Annotated in this window: 18 protein-coding genes and 1 pseudogene; 4 read left to right on the top strand and 15 right to left on the bottom strand. The window is 55.4% G+C overall.

Annotation, left to right across the window (positions count from 1 at the left end):
* Positions 1 to 442: 442 nt before the first annotated feature.
* A complete protein-coding gene (locus C8N45_RS22335; RefSeq protein ID WP_168769565.1) occupies positions 443 to 1,372 on the bottom strand; it encodes a LysR family transcriptional regulator in 930 nt (309 codons plus the stop codon).
* 91 nt (positions 1,373 to 1,463) lie between these two features.
* Here C8N45_RS22335 and C8N45_RS23985 point away from each other — a divergent pair, with 91 nt between their 5' ends.
* From C8N45_RS23985 to C8N45_RS22325, 3 genes and pseudogenes are all read left to right on the top strand, one after another.
* On the top strand, positions 1,464 to 1,586 hold the full coding sequence (locus C8N45_RS23985) for a hypothetical protein (RefSeq protein WP_258793379.1): 123 nt from the start codon (positions 1,464 to 1,466) through the stop codon (positions 1,584 to 1,586).
* On the top strand, positions 1,583 to 3,214 hold the full coding sequence (locus tag C8N45_RS22330) for an alkaline phosphatase family protein (RefSeq protein WP_108389167.1): 1,632 nt from the start codon (positions 1,583 to 1,585) through the stop codon (positions 3,212 to 3,214). The genes C8N45_RS23985 and C8N45_RS22330 overlap by 4 nt, the downstream gene beginning before the upstream one ends.
* Positions 3,215 to 3,341: 127 nt before the next feature.
* Positions 3,342 to 4,025, top strand: a pseudogene (locus C8N45_RS22325) (IS6 family transposase).
* A 277-nt stretch (positions 4,026 to 4,302) separates the two neighbouring features.
* On the opposite strand, the gene kce reads toward C8N45_RS22325, so the two are convergent.
* Genes kce through C8N45_RS22275 form a run of 10 tightly spaced genes read right to left on the bottom strand, consistent with a single transcriptional unit; the run spans position 4,303 to position 12,868 of the window.
* Entirely contained in the window at positions 4,303 to 5,244 is a 942-nt protein-coding gene (gene kce, locus C8N45_RS22320) for a 3,5-dioxohexanoate:acetyl-CoA acetone transferase (RefSeq protein ID WP_108389165.1), read from the bottom strand.
* 5 nt (positions 5,245 to 5,249) lie between these two features.
* Positions 5,250 to 6,278 (bottom strand): branched-chain amino acid ABC transporter permease, encoded by a 1,029-nt coding sequence (locus C8N45_RS22315; RefSeq protein ID WP_108389163.1) that lies wholly within the window; start codon positions 6,276 to 6,278, stop codon positions 5,250 to 5,252.
* A complete protein-coding gene (locus C8N45_RS22310) occupies positions 6,275 to 7,138 on the bottom strand; it encodes a branched-chain amino acid ABC transporter permease (RefSeq protein ID WP_108389161.1) in 864 nt (287 codons plus the stop codon). The genes C8N45_RS22315 and C8N45_RS22310 overlap by 4 nt, the downstream gene beginning before the upstream one ends.
* A gap of 1 nt (position 7,139) precedes the next feature.
* Complete coding sequence (locus C8N45_RS22305; protein ID WP_108389159.1) at positions 7,140 to 7,847, bottom strand: ABC transporter ATP-binding protein; 708 nt, start codon at positions 7,845 to 7,847, stop codon at positions 7,140 to 7,142.
* Positions 7,840 to 8,568 (bottom strand): ABC transporter ATP-binding protein, encoded by a 729-nt coding sequence (locus C8N45_RS22300; protein WP_108389157.1) that lies wholly within the window; start codon positions 8,566 to 8,568, stop codon positions 7,840 to 7,842. Before C8N45_RS22300 ends, C8N45_RS22305 begins: the two co-directional genes overlap by 8 nt.
* Before the next feature lie 60 nt (positions 8,569 to 8,628).
* Entirely contained in the window at positions 8,629 to 9,909 is a 1,281-nt protein-coding gene (locus C8N45_RS22295; RefSeq protein WP_108389155.1) for an ABC transporter substrate-binding protein, read from the bottom strand.
* Positions 9,910 to 9,957: 48 nt separating this feature from the next.
* Positions 9,958 to 10,884, bottom strand: coding sequence for a 3-hydroxyacyl-CoA dehydrogenase family protein (locus C8N45_RS22290; protein ID WP_108389175.1), 927 nt, complete (start codon positions 10,882 to 10,884; stop codon positions 9,958 to 9,960).
* Positions 10,885 to 10,888: 4 nt separating this feature from the next.
* Entirely contained in the window at positions 10,889 to 11,674 is a 786-nt protein-coding gene (locus tag C8N45_RS22285) for an SDR family NAD(P)-dependent oxidoreductase (protein WP_108389153.1), read from the bottom strand.
* Positions 11,675 to 11,678: 4 nt separating this feature from the next.
* The gene (locus tag C8N45_RS22280) at positions 11,679 to 12,032 is read right to left on the bottom strand and encodes a cupin domain-containing protein (protein WP_108389151.1); all 354 of its coding nucleotides are present in this window, start codon (positions 12,030 to 12,032) and stop codon (positions 11,679 to 11,681) included.
* Positions 12,032 to 12,868, bottom strand: a complete 837-nt coding sequence (locus C8N45_RS22275; protein WP_211095503.1) for a cyclase family protein — start codon at positions 12,866 to 12,868, stop codon at positions 12,032 to 12,034. Before C8N45_RS22275 ends, C8N45_RS22280 begins: the two co-directional genes overlap by 1 nt.
* A 216-nt stretch (positions 12,869 to 13,084) precedes the next feature.
* Between C8N45_RS22275 and C8N45_RS22270 the strand changes: the two genes are divergently transcribed.
* The gene (locus C8N45_RS22270) at positions 13,085 to 13,840 is read left to right on the top strand and encodes an IclR family transcriptional regulator (protein WP_211095502.1); all 756 of its coding nucleotides are present in this window, start codon (positions 13,085 to 13,087) and stop codon (positions 13,838 to 13,840) included.
* Positions 13,841 to 13,953: 113 nt separating this feature from the next.
* Here C8N45_RS22270 and C8N45_RS22265 read toward each other — a convergent pair whose 3' ends face one another.
* The 4 genes from C8N45_RS22265 to C8N45_RS22250 all read right to left on the bottom strand — a co-directional run.
* A complete protein-coding gene (locus tag C8N45_RS22265; RefSeq protein ID WP_108389147.1) occupies positions 13,954 to 15,456 on the bottom strand; it encodes a malonate--CoA ligase in 1,503 nt (500 codons plus the stop codon).
* Between the two features lie 5 nt (positions 15,457 to 15,461).
* Positions 15,462 to 16,691, bottom strand: coding sequence for a malonyl-CoA decarboxylase domain-containing protein (locus C8N45_RS22260; RefSeq protein ID WP_245882822.1), 1,230 nt, complete (start codon positions 16,689 to 16,691; stop codon positions 15,462 to 15,464).
* 133 nt (positions 16,692 to 16,824) lie between these two features.
* Positions 16,825 to 17,481 carry a GntR family transcriptional regulator gene (locus C8N45_RS22255; protein WP_108389143.1) on the bottom strand — a complete coding sequence of 219 codons (657 nt, stop codon included), beginning with the start codon at positions 17,479 to 17,481 and terminating at the stop codon, positions 16,825 to 16,827.
* Between the two features lie 30 nt (positions 17,482 to 17,511).
* The coding region (locus tag C8N45_RS22250) for a YciI family protein (protein WP_245882821.1) at positions 17,512 to 17,913 on the bottom strand (402 nt) is incomplete at its 5' end.

The following is a 17,913-nucleotide window of genomic DNA, read 5'->3' as shown; positions in this document are numbered from 1 at the left end:
TCTTTTTGGGCTAGGCGGTCTGATGGGAATTGGCTTATTCGAAGGCAGATGGCGCATCGGGGTCAATAATCGGCTGTCCCTTTCAAATCGCCGTTGTGTGCCGAGGCAATGCAACAAAGGCGGGATCAGCGCAGCTTTCAGGACAGGTGAAGGGCTCCTCCCGATGTTGCAGGATTCACTTGGCAAGGGCCGTTCTTGGGCATCACACTTCACGGAACAGCACTAAGAAACGCCTTACCTTTAACCTTCTGAACGTGGAGCTTGAAGTTGATGGCGCATTGCTGGAGGCTGCAGTGCCGAACGGCACAGAATCTCAACCTCTGGACGATTAACGCAACACTCCACCGCAAAGCGGACGGTTCCTGATTAGACACATCGTCACTTGGCATGCGCGCTCGCGAGCAGTTCCCTGCCTTATGTTGCGAGGAAGGCTGTATCGCGCTTAACGATGCTTCTCCGAGTGCGAAAGCCGATACCTCGCATGGAGGTCATTCTGTACATAGCTGCGCATATGGTTTGTGAAGGCTGCAAGAAGTGGGCTTTCCAAGCGATTGCGTGGCGTTACTATTCCGACTGTCATTGCCGAGGTGACGAACCTGACAGGCAGTTCTGCAAGTCTGTCCTTGGCTTGGTCGCCCAGAATGGCATAGCGCGGAAGAACCGTCAGAAAATCTGTGCTGCGAAGCATTTCCATGATGGCGCCGGAAGATTCACTTTGAAAGGCAATATGCAAATTCTCAACGCCGAACGATGTGAGGGCTGTCGCCATGTCAGAGCGCAACATGCTGTGTTCTGCATGACTGATCCAAGTCGCGCTCTGGAGATCGTTGGCATCGATGGTTGATTTCTTCGTAAGAGCATGATCCTTGCGCAGAACAACAACATGTTCATCTTCAAACAATGACTCGACGACTAGGTCTTTCTTGGGGGACGCCAGCAACCTGAGCGGGCAGATAAGCGCGTCGACCTGATTCAGCGCGACATAGCGTTCGAGTTGAGGAAAATAGTCTGACCTAAGCTTGACCAGGATACTGGGACGTTCCCGCAGAAAAGTGGATATCGCATCGCCCACTAATCGTTCGCACAGGAAGGGTGGCGCGCCGATTGTAAGGACGCCGCTTAGTCCTTTCAGCCCCAGCTGAACGTCTTCGTATGCCCGCTCGCGGATTGTTTTAATAGCACGACCGCGTTGCGAGAGCTTCAATCCAATTTCCGTTGGGATCAAAGGGCGACTACTTCGCTCAAACAGCTTAACTCCAAGCCTGTTTTCCAGATTGCTGATCATCCGGCTTAGCGCGGGTTGCGAGGTGCGCAGCTGCCGTGCAGCCTCCTGCAAAGTTCCATGCTCAACGACGGCCGCCAATTGTTCCAAGTTTTTTGGATCTATAAACATATCAAAAAGTAAAGTTAATGTGCCATCTTATTATTGGACTGATATGTAGATACCGTCAAGGATTGGCTCAATGGGTTTTGCCATTGAGCCAATCCTTGGAGTGAAAATGATTAAACAGCTCTCAACATCCATCGCTGAAACAGGTGGCTGGCGTACCTGCGCCCGCTTTGCGGCTGCTAGGGAAGCAACATGACAAAGGCCGCGCGGAACGTCTTGTGGATCATGGCAGACCAGCTTCGGTGGGACTATCTCAGCTGTTACGGGACCGATCACATCGATACGCCCAATTTGGACTGGCTGGCATCTCAGGGCATGCGCTTCAACCGTGCCTACGTGCAATCGCCGATTTGCGGCCCAAGCCGGATGAGCTTTTATACCGGTCGCTATGTCCGCAGCCACGGATCGACTTGGAACGGCTTTCCTTTGCGCGTGGGCGAACCGACGCTGGGCGATCACTTGCGCGAGATCGGGGTCAAATGTTCACTTGTCGGAAAGACCCATATGACACCCGACCAAGAGGGGATGCAACGTCTGGGCATCACGCCGGAAAGCACCATCGGCGCTTTGGTCGCCCAATGCGGGTTTGACGTTTTTGTGCGCGACGACGGGACCAACCACAGCGACTATCCGGGCCGTTGCGGTGAAGATTACGACCAATACCTTCGTGATAATGGTATGGATGGCGACAACCCGTGGGAAGAATGGGCCAACACAGCGATCGGACCAGACGGGGAGATGCGCACAGGTTGGGTCATCGAAAACGCGCCTCTGCCTGCGCGGGTGCCTAAGGAACACTCTGAAACTGCATGGTTGACCACGCGCGGTATCGAGTACATCGAGGCGCAAGGCGATCAACCTTGGCTGTGCCACTTAAGCTATATCAAGCCGCATTGGCCCTTTCTCGCGCCAGCGCCGTATAACGATATGTACACTGCGGCGGACTTGCCGTCGGTAGTGCGCAACGATGAAGAACGTCAGACGGATCATCAACTAATGCAGGCCTGGATGAACATGCGGGTCTGCAAGAGCATGGCCCGGGACGATGTCCGCGATCTGGCCGGTGTTTGTTATATGGGCCTGATCAAGGAACTGGATGATCAGTTGGGCCGGTTGTTTTCCTATCTGCGCGACAGCGGTCGCATGGACGACACGATGATCGTCTTCTGCTCTGACCATGGCGATAATATGGGCGACCACTGGTTGGGCGAAAAGGACCTCTTCTACGATTGTTCTGCCCGCATTCCGCTGCTTGTCTATGACCCGAGGGCCGAAGCAGACGGGACACGCGGCACGGCGGTCGACGCATTGGTGGAAGGCATCGATCTGGTTCCCACATTTCTTGACTTCTTCGGAGGAGAGGACAAACCGCACATTCTTGAAGGCAGGTCGTTGTCCGACTTGATGCATGGCGCGACCACGGAGTGGCGCGAATTTGCAGTTTCCGAATATGACTATGCTACCCGGGACTCTCGCCGCGAGGTCGGCGTAGATCAGGCGGACGCACGCTTGACCATGGTATTCGACGGGCGCTGGAAATACGTTCATGTGGAAAAAATGCGGCCGCTTCTGTTCGATCTGAAGAACGACCCCGACGAATTGCGTGATCTGGCGACCGATCCCGAGCATGCGACCGAACTCGCCCGATTGCGGGACCTCCATTTCGAATGGACCCGTCAGCACCATTCCCGCATCACCAGAAGTGCCGTCCAGATCGAACGAATGACAGACAACAAAGAGCCACCCGGAATCTACATTGGCTACCGGGACAAGGCCGAACTCGAAAGCGATGGGCGGCAAATGCCGGATCACGCCGCGGGTTAAGAAGCCAAGGGAAGAAACCATGACCAAGTCAAACCTAATCGCAGGCGCCGTTGCCGCGACCTGTCTGGCCGGCACTGTCAGACAAAACCCGCTTGAGGCAGGCGGCACAGCGACCTAGCCTCTTTGGATGACAAAACACTGTCCATTTCGCTACTTCAAAACCAGCCCTGAAATCATCGGCCCGGCAACGATGCTTTACGTCCGCTTTCCGCTGTCGCTGCGGAATGTTGAAGGTCTCCTTCATGAGCGTGGTATCGAAATCAGTCACGAAACGGTGCGGTTTTGGTGGAACAGATTTGGCCCGATGTTCGCGTCCGAGATCCGCAGAAGTCGGATCAGCCGGATGCGATCCTAGTCAAACTGGCAGTGGCATCTTGATGAGGTTTTCGTGAAGATCAACGGCGAGACGCATTACCTGTGGCGTGCCGTTGATCACGAAGCAGAAGTGTAGGAAAGCTATGTTACAAAGCGCCGGGATCTCAAAGCAGCGTTGAAATTCCTTAGAAAATCCATGAGGAGCTACGGCCAACCTGAAACCATCTTTACGGACGAACTGACGTCCTACGGTGCTGCAATCAAAGAGATCGGCAACTCTAAACGTCAAGAGACTGGTCGCTGGCTCAACAATCGCGCCGAGAACACACACCTGCCGTTTCGAAAACGCGAGAGGGCCATGCTCCGCTTCAGGCAAATGCGATGTCTGCAGACATTCGCCGCCGTTTTCTCTTCCGTACACAACCATTTCAATCGGGAACGCCAACTCTACTCACGCGGCAATTTCAAGCTCAACCGAACCGCCGCACTTACTTAGTGGCGCGAGCTCTGTTTCGAGTAATTGCACACATTCGGCAGTGAACTGAGACTAGTTCGAATTAGTCTGACCGCACCCACCAGGTAGATCCCTAGCTGCGGAGGTAGCGCGCCGTCTAAAGGCTCATGCGGCTCAGGCCACTGGACAGAAGCGTGATCAAAACGCATTCCGCGCGAGGAGAGCCCAGTCGGTATTGGGAGAATAGATAAGTTCCGCCCCGTACAAACCGATGTGGTCCTACCGCAACTGGTCGGCCACTATTCACAGGACTTTCGTGTCAAAAGGCCACCCTGTCTCCGCCCTTGAGATCCAGTATCTCGCGGGCCTCGTCCGGGCTGGCAACCTCACAGCCGAGGTCCTCAACGATGCGACGGATCTTGGCGACCTGCTGTGCGTTACTCTCAGCCAGTTTTCCGCGGGAGATGAACAGGCTATCCTCAAGCCCTACGCGCACGTTGCCGCCCATCTGGCTAGCCGTAGTACCCAGCGTCATCTGCGCTCCGCCAGCGCCCAACACTGACCAACGGTAATCGTCACCGAACAGTCGGTCTGCTGTATTCTTCATGAATACCAGATTTTCGATTTCCGAGCCGATACCGCCAAGGATACCGAAGATGAATTGAATGAATACCGGCGCCTTGAACAGGCCGATATCCATGCAGAATTTCAGGTTATAGAGGTGACCGACATCATAGCATTCATGCTCGAATTTCACGTCATGCGGGGCGAGGGTTTCCGCCGCTTCTTTGATGTCACGGAAGGTATTCCGGAAGATGTTTCCGTCTGAATTCTTGACGTAGTCCTTTTCCCAATCGAATTTCCAGTCTTCGTCTTTGTAACGACCGGCGAGCGGGTGGAATGAAAAATTCATGGAACCCATGTTCATGGAACACATTTCGGGTGAGAAAATCTTAGCGGGGTTGATCCGGTCCTGGATCGAAAGGGTCAGCGATCCCCCTGTAGAGATGTTCACGACAGCATCTGTTGCCTGCTTGATCCGCGGCAAAAATGGCGCGAAGTCCTCGATTGCAACAGATGGAGCTCCTGTCTCGTTATCGCGCGCATGCAGGTGCAGGATAGAGGCACCAGCTTCGGCCGCGTCTACGGCCTGCTTGGTGATGTCTTCATAGGTGAATGGTAAACCTTCGGACATCGTAGGTGTATGGATTGCACCTGTAACGGCGCAGGTGATGATGGTTTTCTGTTTTTTCTTCGCCATTCGATTCAACACTTTCTGAGAGGTTTATTAGGTTTCACGCGATAGCTGAGAGGGAACAATTCCAGATCAAAGCGGCTTCGGATTAATCCCCAGATGCCCTTGGGCGCCTTGAGCATGAGCACGATGGCCACCACTCCCAAGACCATCAGATAAATGGTGCCCAGATCGGCCAGCGTTTCACGCAGCAAGAAGAAAACGAGCGTGCCAATGATCGGGCCTTCGATTGTCCCGATGCCGCCAATCACAACGATAAAGATCACAAATGCCGTCCAGTCGTTGACCGAAAACGCGGCGTCCGGTGAAATGCGCAACTTTTGAAGGAAGATCAGTGCACCTATCATCGCCGTAAGAGCAGAGGTCACGATGTAGACGATGAACTTTGTCCGCCAGATTTCGATGCCCAGCGAACCCGCCGCCATTTCGTTGTCACGGATCGCCATCAGCGCCAACCCGCTGCGCGACCGCATGAAGAAGTAGACCGCCGCAATGACGATAACGGCAGACGCGAGTGCCAACCAATAGCTCAGGTGTTCGCGCCCGGCACGTGAGGATGCAAGCGAGCGAACGATGCCCACAGGCAGAGATGATCCCGAGCCACCGCCCAAAGCCGAGACCTGAGCAAAAGACAGGCGGAACACCTCGGCAATGACCCATGTGCCGATGGCGAAGTAGGCCCCGCGCAAGCGGAAGATCAGGAATGCGACCGGTAAGGCGATCACAGCGCCCAACACTCCGGCAACCGCAATCGCACCAATTGGGTGCAGCCCACCGAACATGGTTAACGCGAACAGCATATAGCCACCGAAACCCACGTAAGCCTGCTGACCAACCGAAACGAGGCCCGCGTAGCCAGCCATAAGGTTCCACAGGCTGGCCAATGCGAGATAGAGAAAGATTTCGCCCATCAGCCGCATATCCGCACGGCCCGCCCAATAGGGTGCGGCGACCAACGTGATCAAGACAATCAAGCCGAGGATAGCTGCCACTGTTGTCACCGGCGATTTGCGCGTAACTTGTAAATCAGACGTGCTCATTCATTAATCCTCGGGAATAGCCCGTTGGGGCGCACGGCCAGAATGGCAAGGAATACGATGTGACCAGCCAAAAGCTGCCATCCGGGGTCAATCTTGGCGCCAATGGTTTGCGCGACGCCAAGGATCACCCCACCAATTAGCGTGCCCCACAGGTTGCCAAGCCCGCCAATGATCACGGCCTCAAAGCCAAAGATAAGCCGACCGCCGCCTATGGAGGGGTCAAAACTGGTGCGAATGCCCAACAGAATACCTGCAATCGCGGTCACCCCCAGCGCAAGCGCCATGGCCAGACCAAAGATATGGCGCCGGTTCAGCCCCATTAACTGGGCGATTTCCTGATTGTCCGATGTGGCGCGGAAAGCGCGACCAAGCGCCGTGCTATAGAACATCCACTGCAAAGACGCGATCACAGCGACAGCGATGCCGAAGGTCAGCACAGGAAGCACGCCCAAAGACAGCCCACCAAGCGGAACACTTGCCGTTTCCAATGCACCTGCGTTCATCTTTTGCGGATCGGCGGAGTACACTTCCAACAAACCGTTCTGTATAATGACGGACAGCCCGAACGTCACCAAAAGCGGCGGCAGAATATCTTTGCCAAGGGTTTGGTTCAGAATGCCGCGTTGCAGGACATAACCGATGAGTGCCATCGCAGGCACGACCAACAGCAGGGCCACCAATGGATGAAGCCCCAACAGCGTCGTAACGGAGAGCCCGAGATAGGCCCCCAGCACGATGAAGTCGCCATGGGCGATATTCACCAAACGCATGACCCCGAAGATCAGCGAAAGCCCCGCCGCAAAAAGCGCGTATAGCCCACCAAGCAACGTGCCCTGCACGACTGCATTAACCCAATCCATGTTATTCGACCCCGAAATACGCGCGCGAAATGTCTTCGCGTGCGACTGTTGCGGATGCGCCTTCAAGGGACACGCGCCCCTCTTGCAGGCAGTAGAAACGTTGCGATACGGACAGCGCCTTGGTGATATCCTGCTCGACGATCAGTGCGCTCATGCCTTCGCCGATAATGCCCGGCAGGGCGGCATAGATGTCTTTGATGATGATTGGTGCAAGGCCAAGGCTGATCTCATCGAACAGGATCAGGTCAGGGTTTGCCATCAGCGCGCGGCCAATCGCGACCATCTGCTGCTGACCACCCGACAGCGAAGTCGATTGTTGATTGCGGCGTTCCTGCAAAATCGGGAACAGCTCATAAACCGCAGAAAGCGACCAAGGGCCTTTCCGGCCAATCTGCCCCCCGATCAAAAGATTCTCTTCGACCGACAGTGAGGGGAACAGCTGTCGCCCTTCAGGCACCAAGGCGATGCCCTTTTCAGCCACTTCATCAGCACGCAAAGCGCCAATCCGGTCGCCACGAAATGTCACCATGTCGGCCTTGTTCTGCGTCAGGCCCGAAATGGATCGCATCAATGTTGTCTTGCCAGCCCCGTTGGCGCCGATAATCGCCAGGACTTCACCTTGCGCGACCTCAAGGTCGATACCGTAAAGCGCCTGAAAATCTTCATAAAAGGCATCAAGTCCGCTGATCTTTAGAATTGGTTCAGGCATCAACTTCGATCCCCAGATAGATTTCTTGGACTTCGGGGCTCTCCATGATCGCGCGTGGCTCGCCCTCGGCTATCTTGCGGCCGAAATCGATCACCATGAGCTTGTCAACAACAGCCAAAAGCGCATGTACGACGTGTTCGATCCAAATGATCGTGACGCCGCGTCCGTGAATGTCTTTGATGGTTTGCACAAGGGACGTACATTCCGCTTCGGTCAGACCGCCTGCAATTTCGTCCAGCATCAACAAACTTGGCCGCGCGCACAGCGCACGCGTCAATTCAAGCCGCTTGCGCCCCAACAAAGTCAGCCCGCCAGCCAATGTATTGGCCCGGTCCAAAAGCTCGGTCTGGTGCAGCACATCGATGCAAAAGGACTCGGCGGCCCTGCTCGACATTCCACCTGCCTGAGTGGCCGCAATCATCGCATTTTCAAACACGGTCAGACCAGAAAACGGCTGCGGAACCTGAAAGCTGCGCGCCATTCCTGCTCTGCATCTTTTGGCGGCAGAGGTGTTTGTAATGTCCACATCCTCGAACAATAGCTTTCCGGAATCAGGCGCAAGCGTTCCGGTGATCAGGTTGAACATTGACGTTTTTCCGGCCCCGTTCGGACCGATCACGCCAAGCGCTTCGCCTGCGTTGACCTCAAAGCTCATCGCGTCGGCTACGGTCACCGCGCCAAAGGACTTGGTTACTTTTTCAAGCTGCAACAATGCGGCCATGATACCTCACAGGAATTCAGCGGGCGGCACCCGAAATAGGGCGCCGCCGCAAGTGGTTCCTTACGACAGAAGCTTAAGCTCACCCGTAAGCGGAATGTTCGGCGCGCCAGAGTTTGCGACGATTTTCAGGTCCAGATTGTCGCCATCACGCTGCCACTGCCCCGCAACAAGCGGTGTCTTGGTGACGTTGTTGATCGGACCGTTAGCCCAGTTTACGTTGCCCGTAATTGTATCGAGGTTCGTGGCGGCGATCGCCGCGACAATCGCAGCCGGATCCTCGAGATCCTCTGCCCGTTTGATGACGTCGGCAACCACTTCGAACAATGCGTGCTTGAAGCCGATTGGCTGGGTCCACGGGCGACCCGACGCCGCCGTATATCCATCTGCAAGCTCTTTGGAGCTTGCACCGGTCAGCGAAGAACTGAACGGATGGTTGGGTGACCACCACACTTCGGACGACAGACCATCGCCACGTTCTCCCAAAGAATCAATAACGGATGGGAACAAAAGAGCTTTACCGATTGTCACAACTTTGGGCGCAAAACCCTGCTGTGCGGATTGCGCCCAGAAAGTCGCAAAGTCGGGCGGAATCATGTTGCCGGTGACAATCTCGCATCCGGCGGCTTTGAAGGCGGCGATCTGGTTAGAGTAGTCGTCAGACAATGGCTGGTAACGGCCGGGATCAATCAGATCATAGCCAGCAGCAGCCAGTGGTTTTGGCAGGCCAAGCTCTGCATCCCCCCACGCGTTGCCGTCGGCGTCATTCGGGAACAGACCGCCGACCTTTTTGGCCACGCCGCTTTTGTCCCACATATCAAGGAAGGCACCGATGACATCCTCTAGCCCCCAAAAGAAGTGGTAGGTGTTCTGGAAACCCTCTCCTGGTACGCCGTTGCGGCCAAAGAAATAGGGCTGCCAAGGGCAGTCTGTCGTGATGCAGGGCACTTCGTTGATCTCGGCCTGATCGGACACGGGGTTGACGGTATCAGGAGTGGATGCCGCAACGATGATATCAACCTCGTCACCAAGGATTAGATCGGCAGCCACCTCGGCGGCGCGATTAGGGTTCGATTGGCTGTCCTTCGATATGATCTCAACTGTGTAAGCCTTGCCGTTGTTTTCAAGACCAGCGGCAAACGCTTTTGAAATCGCGTCGAGCACATAATCATCAGCTTCAGCGAAGCCGGCCAGTGGGCCAGTGCGCGGACTGACGTGGCCAATCCTGATGACAGGGTTCGCCGCATAGGCGCGGCCGCCTGACAGGATTGCAGGCGCTGCAAGCGCTGCGGTGCCACCAACCACAAAGCTGCGGCGGGTCCATGTTGAAGTTTTCTTGGTCATGTCTTTCCTCCCTATTACCGGTCGTTGGCACCGGTTTTGTTTGAATCATCAGTCGAGCAAAATTCCGTCCAGCCGGCGAAGATGCCGCGCCACGCGCGCGCGCAGTTGGTTGGCTTCACTTTCTGTCCAGTCCCGAAATCCCTTGCCCGACTTCATACCAAGCCGTCCGTCCTCGACGAGTTTGACCAGGTACGGCGAAGGTGCCTGTCGGCTTTCAAGGTCGAACAGAACATTTTCATGGATATCCAGCGTCAAGTCGGTACCGACGAGATCCGCATTCTCAAGTGGACCAAGCACCGCCAAACGACGGCCAAAACTGGACTTGACCACGGTATCCACAGATTCCGCATCGCAAATACCGTTCTCGACCAGACTGATAGCCTCGCGCCAAAGCGCGTGTTGAAGTCGATTACCAATGAAACCCGGCACGTCCTTTTTGACACGAACAGGGGTCTTTCCGGCGTCGTCAAGAAGCGCCATCATCTCGTCCGCCACGGCGCCATCCGTCCATTCGGTAGAGACAACTTCGACCAGAGGGATCATATGTGGCGGGTTCCACCAGTGAGTGCCCAACGCACGGTTCTTAAGGCGCAAACCAGCCATGATCTTGGTGATGGGCATCACCGATGTATTGGACGCCAATATCGCGGTGTCGGGCGCGTGTTCCTCGATCTCTGCGAAAATCCTGCGTTTCAGATCAAGCTTTTCGGGGGCGGCTTCAAACACGAACTCGGCATTCTTCACAGCCGTGGCAGTGGTGTTGGAAATCTCGATTTTATTAAGGATTTTCGGGATGTTATCCGTAGGCTCGCCTAGCGCCGTAAGGCTGTCTGAAATGCGCGCGGCGACGCTCGCGCGTGCCTCTTCAATGGGGTCGGTAATGTGCACATATTGCCCGGCCCTTGCAAGCGTAAGCGCAATGCCGTGGCCCATAAGGCCAGCGCCAACGACTGCGGTTTGGATGTTTTTTCTCATCCCATCAACCCGCCGTATATCCGCCGTCAGCATACAGAATATGGCCAGTGTAGAAATCAGACGCGGCAGAAGAGAGAAACAGCAGCGGCCCAGCCAAATCTTCGGGTTCGCCCAAGCGGCCCTTGGGCACACGGGACAAGAACCCTTCGCGCACGGCTCTGGCCTTTTCGGTGTCTTCAAACATCCACGCGGTCAGCGGAGACCGAAACACCGTAGGCGCGATGGCGTTCACAGTAATGCCAGTTGGACCCAATTCGCATCCAAGAGCCTTGGTGATGCCGTCAACCGCAGCTTTCGATGCGCAATAGGCGGTGTAGCCTGCAGGGTGCCCCAAAAGCCCCCGTGCCGAGGAGACAAAGACAATCTTTCCGCCATTGCCTTGCGCCTTCATTTGCTTGCTCGCCGCGCGGGCCAACAACCACGATTGGGTGACGTTGGCATCCATGACTCTCTCGAAGGTGGACGGCTCCATGTCTTCGATCATCGCAACCTTGTTCATCCCGGAAGCAACGACCAGAATGTCGAGAGCGCCGAATACTTTTGCGGCCTCTTCCACCATCGCTTCACAAGCCACTTCATTGTCAGGGCGGCCTTTGATCTGGTGCACCTCGTTTGTGCAGGTCGCGGCGACTTCGGCCATGGCGTCCGCGTTACCAGCGGCAAGCACAACCTTGCAGCCCGCGCCGGACAAACAGCGCGCGGCGACAGCCCCGAACGCGCCAGAGGCCCCTGTGATCAGGGCTACTTTGCCCTTCACGTCAAACATGGAATGTGGATTGTCCAAAGACATGGGCTTACTCCGGTCTTTTGCCGTCGGGATAAGGGATTACGACCAGCATCTTGCAGATATGATTGGTCTTATTCTCGATACGGCGAACTTCGCCTGCGGGAATGGTGCAGCTATCCAAGGTAGTCAAAACGACCTCGGCGCCGTCGACTTCCACCGTCATCTCGCCTTCAAGAACGACATAGACCTTCTCGAAGGGGGTGCTGTCAGGGCCAGCGCCCCCCCCAGGGAGAAACTGCGAAAAGCCGATCCATTGGTTCTCGGGGCCGCCATCTTCAAATCCTTGAAGGCGCAGGCCAGTGACGCCCCAATGGTTAGGGGCATCATAAGTCTCGGCGTCGGCAAATCGTTTGAGGTGCATTAGAACGCCTCACCTGCTTCGATACGGTAGGCCTGCTGCTTGTCGGTGATTGCCACCAGACGAATAATACAACCATCGCCGCGATCCCAGTTCCATGGGAAGAAGGCGAAAGTAACACGCTTGCCGGTGACGCTATCAAGATCTCCGCCGACATTTTCAATGCCGAGGATACCGTTGGAGAATAGCGTGTTGTGCACTGGCTCCCACTCAGGGAAATCATCTTTCCAGTCGCGGCCGCCGGACCACTCTTTGTATTCCTCTTCGAGATGCGGAAGGATCGGACCGTTGCGCTGCGGGCCGATGGCTGTTGCAAGCGGGTGATCGTTGGCTTGGGTGTCGTGGCCTACAACCTTGACGCCTTTTTCCACCATCCAGTCAGCGGCGGACTGCACAAGACCGGGGCAATATGCGAAATAGTCGCCGTCTTCATATTCCTTGTGCCAACCGGTGTTGATGATCAGAACGTCACCCTTGCGGATTGCATGACCACAAGCTTTTTCCAGATCGTCACCGGTGATTGACTCCCACTTTTTCTTCGGGATCGAAACCACCAGACCGGAACCAAAGAAATGCGGCAGTGGCACTTCGTCGATGAAAGGGGTGCCCTGAACCACATGCGCCGGTGCGTCGATGTGGGTGGTGACGTGCATTGTTGTGGTAATCGTCTGCGATAGCACGCCGGACTTTGCCATATAGTGCTTACGCTCGATTGCGACGTCTTTGAAATATGGCCAGTTCGGACATTGATAGCCAAAGCGGTGGCTGAGATTGACGAACTCCAGCCCCATGTCGTTGTCGTCGTTTGCCTGAAATTCAATTCCGCGGATTTCAACCATTGGGCACATCTCCTCTTTTCGCCGCAAATCCGGCGCGCTGTGTTTCTGATTCTTGTGGGTGGCTCCTCCAACCCGTCCCGCATAGTGATGCAGATGTATCGCATTACGGTCAAGAAAAAAATCACCATGCGGTTGACATGCATCGCAGTGCGGTACAGTACTGAGGCGCGCGGCTGAATGAGCACCGCTAGGAGATCTGAAAGCGGAGATATTCAAGTGATTGAAAAAGAAGAGACAAATAGCAGGTCTGGTATTCAGGTCATCGCGCGCGCAGCTGCGGTTCTGCGCGCTTTGAAGGGAGAGCAAACAGGACTGAGCCTCGGCCAAATCGCAAAGCGGGTTGGGCTGGCCCGCTCTACGGTACAAAGAATCACCAGTGCGCTAATGGACGAAGATTTTATTGTCACCTCCCCGCGGGGGGGCGGCCTAATCCTCGGCCCTGCACTCAGCGCTTTGGCTGGCGCAGCGCAGTACAACATCGTTGAGCATTGTCGTTTGCTGTTGAACGAAATCACCCAGAAGACCGGCGAGACAACCGATCTTGCCGTCATGCGCGGTATCGGGATGGTGTTTCTAGACCAGGTTCCCGGAACCCATCGGCTTACAACGGTTTCGAAAGTGGGTGAGGTCTTTCCGTTGACGACCACAGCAAATGGCAAGGCATGTCTGGCGCAGCTTCCCGAAGCTGAGGCGATCAAGCTAATCACCAAAGAATGGGCGCGCACGGGCGTTCAGGCAGACATTTCCGCGCTACTTCACGAACTCGCAGACGTCCGCAGCAGCGGGCTGGCCTACGACCTCGACGAACACGCGATCGGTGTTTCCGCGATTGGATTTGCTTTCACTGATTGGCATGGCGAATTACATGCAATTTCCGTGCCCGTTCCATCGTCGCGGTTTGACAGGCAAAGAGCCGCAATCAAGAATGCCCTGCTGGAGGTCGCCTCCGATATCCAAAGCACATTTGAATAAATGCGCTTTTACGGAATTCGGTCCAGCAACATCGGGCGAAGCATCAGTTGATAAGAGCCCTGAGGCTTTGTGGCAATGTCAGGCGAATTTCAGCAGGTGCCGCATTCGGGAATTCAGGTTTTGTGTGCGTCGCGCAAGACATTCTTCTGCACCTTTCCCATGGTATTACGGGGCAAAGCATCCGTCAGGATGTATCGACGCGGGTGCTTGAAGCGCGCCAGCAGAGGTTCGACCTTTGCAGCGATTGCGTCACTGCCCAGATCCGCGCCCTGTTCCAGAACAACCGCGGCCAGAACGCTTTCGCCGAAATCAGCGTGCGGCACACCAAAAACGGCGCTTTCCAGCACGCCATCGATGTCGTTGACCACATCCTCGATCTCTTTGGGGTAAATGTTGTAACCACCCGAAATGATCAGATCTTTCTGGCGACCAACAATGCTGACGCGCCCGTCGTCCGTCTGTATGCCCAGATCGCCCGTGATGAAGAAACCGGTTGCACGCAGCTCTTCCGCAGTCTTTTCGGGCATGTTGCGGTAGCCCTGAAACACGTTGTCCCCGCGCACTTCGATCATGCCGATTTCACCTGCAGGCAGAGGTGCGCCTGTCTCCGGGTCTGTGATAATCACTTCGGTTCCGGGCAGGGGATAGCCCACAGTTCCGGGGATCCGGTCACCATTGTAAGGGTTTGACGTGATCATGTTGGTTTCAGTCATGCCGTAGCGTTCAAGAATTTGATGCCCGGTCCGTTCCGAAAACGCAGCGTGTGTTTCCGCCAACAGCGGCGCAGAGCCTGATACGAACAGGCGCATGCCCTCACAAAGATCACGCGCAAGGCGCGGATCGTCGAGCAGGCGTGTGTAAAATGTAGGGACGCCCATCAGCAATGTGGATTTGGGGATTTCCGCTATGATGGCATCAGGTTTGAAGGCCGCCATGAACCGCACGTGTGCCCCTGCCAGCAAGCTGGTATTCATTGCAACGAAAAGCCCGTGGGTGTGGAAGATCGGCAAAGCATGAATCAATCGGTCTTGATCGGTGATCTCCCACAAATCGGTCAATGCGCGTGCATTGGATAGCAGGTTGTTATGCGACAGCATCGCCCCTTTTGAACGTCCGGTCGTGCCCGAGGTATAAAGCAAGGCCGCCAGATCATCGGGACCACGCGCCACCGTGTGAAACTGATCGGGGGCACGGTCAGCAGCATCTGGCAAGCTGCCCGCACCGTCCGCGCCCAAAGTCAGAACGGTTGCGCTGATGGGCGCGCAAAGCTCGGATATCGCCGGCTGATCCTTGGTATCGCAAACGACAACCCGTGGGTCGGCATCTTCGATGAAATAGGACAGCTCTGCCTGCGTATAGGCAGTATTCAGAGGCAGGTAAACAGCCCCGGCCTGCACGGCTGCTCCGTAGAGCGCGATCGCATCGGCCACTTTGGGGGCCTGTACGACGACACGGTCGCCCGGTGTCACGCCTGAATCCGCCAAAACATGCGCCAACTGTGCCACGCGTCGCACGAATGCCCCATAGGTCAGCGTCGTTCCGTCATCGCAGTCTAGAAAGGGGCGTTCAGACTGGGCGTGTGGCGCAATCAGCGCGTCGTAAAGTGTGTTGGTCACGGCTTCTATTCCTTGGTCTGGGTCGCGAGTGTTGCATTAGACAAAGCACGCATACCGCGAGAGGCCACAACTGCGGCATCCATCGCGAAACGCTCGTGGTTTCGTTCGACTTGCGTTAGATCATAGAGGTAATTCACCATCGCCCCGCTGGATTGGGCCGCCCCGTTGGGCGAGGTGTCGGCATTGGCATGAACGTCATGGATCATTGCGCCATTCCCCAAGTGGAACCGGGCCACCGGATCGACCGGTAGACCGTCATCACGTTTGGCCATCAGAAGATAGCGGGCAGCCATCGCGCGTACCTCTTCGGAGGTCGCGGTGCCGTCCAAGGTGGATTGAGCCGTGTTGCCATGCCTTTCATCTTCTGTTTGCGTGGCCAGCCAATTGTTCAGGCCGGGGATCGGCGACAGGGTGACATAGGATTCGATTTGTGGGCAGGCCATCGACAGCTCTGACACCACCTGCTTGATCAAGAGGTTGCCAAAGCTGATCCCAGCAAGACCCTTTTGACAGTTCGAGATGGAGTAGAAAACAGCCGTTTTCGCCTGATCAGCGTCAAGCGGAGTGCGATGGTCCGACAATACAGAGTCAATAGAACCGGGGATATCCGCAGTCAGCGCCACTTCGACAAAAATCAGGGGCTCGTCCGGCATTGCGGGGTGAAAGAACGCAAAACAGCGCCTATCGGGGGGATAGAGCCTACGGCGTAGGTCATCGAGATCATTGATATGGTGCACCGCTTCATAGGCAACAATTTTGTCCAGAATGCGTGCCGAGGTGTCCCAGTTGATCTGCTGCAGAACCAGAAAGCCGCGATTGAACCAGCTGCGCAGCAAATGCACCAAATCAAGATTTGTGCGTGCAAGATCAGAGTCTTCTTTCAAGCGTGCCAGCAAATCTACGCGCATCGCAACCAGCGCCTGAGTGGCACCGACAGGTTGGTTCAGGCGGCGGAACAGCTCTTGGCGTTTTGGCTCTGACGCGGTGGATAGCTTTTGGAACACCGCAGGCGTCGGGGTCTTAGCATATTCGGTCGCCAACCGCGCAACCTGCTGCGCATCAATATCCAGTTCGTTATTGAGAAACTGGAAGAACGCGGTTTTTTCGTTCTGTTCCAATGCGGCATAGCGGTCGAGGATAGTCGCTGCGAGGCGCAGACCGGACACTTGACCTTCTGCCGATAACAAAGCCTGACATAGTTCAAAAATGTCGCGCGTATCATCCTTTCCGCGCATGTAACTACGCCTGTCGAAAAGTTGGGACAGCAGATCCCCAAGAAACCGATTGCGTTGCATTTCTGCCTCGAGCTATGAGTCAGAAATTTAATATCGATATTATCGATAAATGTCCAGTTAAATCGGTAAAAAATTACGTGTCCAGCGCGCGCGCCAGATATTCACCGGTCAACTGGTAGTGCTGCAACAGCGCAGCAGAGGCACGATCAGCGTCACCCTGAATAGTAGCGTCGAGAATCTCGTCATGTTCAGCAGATACGTCTCGTTGCTGATATGCACTGCTGCGCGCTGCTAGGTACCGGTAGCGGATATTCAGATCATAGAGCTGTGAGCAGAACCGCTCCAACATCGGGGAACCGCTATTGGCAAGCAACGCCATGTGGAAAATCTTGTGGGCTTCTTCAAAGACAGCCAGATCCTTGTCGCTTGCTTTCTTCATGCGATGATGGACCACCACTAGTTTTTCTTCCCAACTGGGCGTTGCTCCTGCAATCGACTGTCGCAAGGCAAGGTCTTCCAAGGTGCAGCGCAGGGCCAAAATTTCTTCGAAATTTGCTTTATTCGCTGGCGCCGCCCGAAAACCGCGCTGGTCGATGCGTTCAACCAGCATATCCGAGGTCAGCAGGCTGAGCGCTTCGCGCACGGGCGAGGCACCCGTATCAAGTATAGCGCGCAACTGTTCGATTTTCAGTTTTTGACTGGCAGGCAGCGCACCCGTCAAAATCATATCCCGCAGCGTTAAATAAGCTCCGTGCGTGGCCGAGCCTTCATTTGATCCGGTATCATCCATTACATTAATAGCCTGCGAGTTCCGTTGAAGTTACGTCAAGCTTACAGCCTTTGTCGAAAGTCCAACAGATAGATTTAGTGTACCCTCATTTATCATCCATCGCCGCAATGTGAAACTGCGCGCGCCACTCTTGTGCATCGGGTCACTTTCAGCAAGTGCGCGGGCGGCTTCAAGACTGACAGCACGGTAGATAATAAGCCCCATGCCCTGCATATATGCGCCGCTCTCATCCGACATGGGCCCGGCGAACGCCAGATTTCCAGATTCCTCCAGTGCCGCTTGATAGGCCAGATGATCGGGCAAAGCGGCCTTCACATCCTCTGGTTTTTTGGCGGGTGTGCTTTGCGCGACATAAAACTCTAGCGCCAAGGCGCCACGGGCTTTCGCCTCTGATTTATAGCTTGACCAAGCGACCATTTCATCTCCTATGAC

It is taken from the genome of Yoonia sediminilitoris, from assembly GCF_003058085.1.
In the GTDB taxonomy this organism is placed as follows: Bacteria; Pseudomonadota; Alphaproteobacteria; order Rhodobacterales; family Rhodobacteraceae; genus Yoonia; species Yoonia sediminilitoris.
The sequence above is the reverse complement of the archived record's forward strand: the minus strand, read 5'-3'. Positions and strand labels throughout refer to the sequence as shown.